Below are 884 nucleotides of genomic sequence, written 5' to 3'. Positions count from 1 at the left end.
TCCAGGATGGGGTTCATGTGGGGGGAGTGGAAGGCGTGGCTGACGGTCAGGGGGCGGACTTTGTAGCCGTGGTCGCGGAAGTGCTGGGTGAGGTGGGTGATGGTGTGGGTGTCGCCGGAGATGACGGTGGAGGTGGGGGTGTTGAGTGCGGCGATGGTGACGGTGTTGTGGTGAGGGGTGAGTTGGGGGGTGATGTGGTCTGCGGGTGCGTTGATGGCGGTCATGGCGCCGCCGGGGGGGAGGGTGTGCATGAGGCGGGCGCGGGTGGCGACGAGGGCGGCGGCGTGGGGGAGGGTGAGGATGCCGGCGGTGTGGGCGGCGGCGATGGCGCCGATGGAGTGTCCGGCGACGGCGGTGGGGGTGATGCCCCAGGTGGCCAGCAGGTGGGTGAGGGCGGTTTGCAGGGCGAACAGCGCGGGCTGGGTGTAGAGGGTCTGGTCGAGCAGGGTGGGGTCGGTGTCGCCGAGCAGTACTTCGCGTAGTGGTACGGGTGCGTGTCCGGCGAGGTGCTGGTCGAGTAGCTCGATGGTGTGGTCGAGGGTGGTGGCGAAGGCGGGGTAGGTGGCGTACAGGCCGCGTCCCATGCCGGTGTGTTGGCTGCCCTGGCCGGTGAAGACGAAGGCGAGTCCGCCGGGGCGGGCGATTCCGGTCACGATGCCGCCGGTGTTTCCGTCGGCGAGGGCGCGGGTGCGTTCCAGGAGTTCGTGGCGGGTGGTTCCGATGATGACGGCGCGGTGGTCGAAGTGGGTGCGGGTGGTGGCCAGGGAGTGGCCGACGTCGGCCGGGTCGAGGTCGGGGTGGTGGTCCAGATGATCGGCGAGCCGGGCGGCCTGGGCGTGCAGCGCCTGCTGGGATCGTGCTGAGATCACCCACGGCACCACCGG

The 884-nt window shown here is 70.4% G+C and carries 1 protein-coding gene; it reads right to left on the bottom strand.

The window, feature by feature from the left end:
* Positions 1-869 (bottom strand): acyltransferase domain-containing protein (locus FLV34_RS39435; RefSeq protein ID WP_187280887.1); only part of this gene is annotated, 869 nt, incomplete at its 3' end.
* Positions 870-884 lie beyond the last annotated feature (15 nt).

Origin of the sequence: Microbispora sp. CSR-4 (genome assembly GCF_008033685.1) — a bacterium.
Lineage (GTDB): Bacteria > Actinomycetota > Actinomycetes > Streptosporangiales > Streptosporangiaceae > Microbispora.
This window is presented reverse-complemented; position numbering and strand designations above follow the sequence as displayed.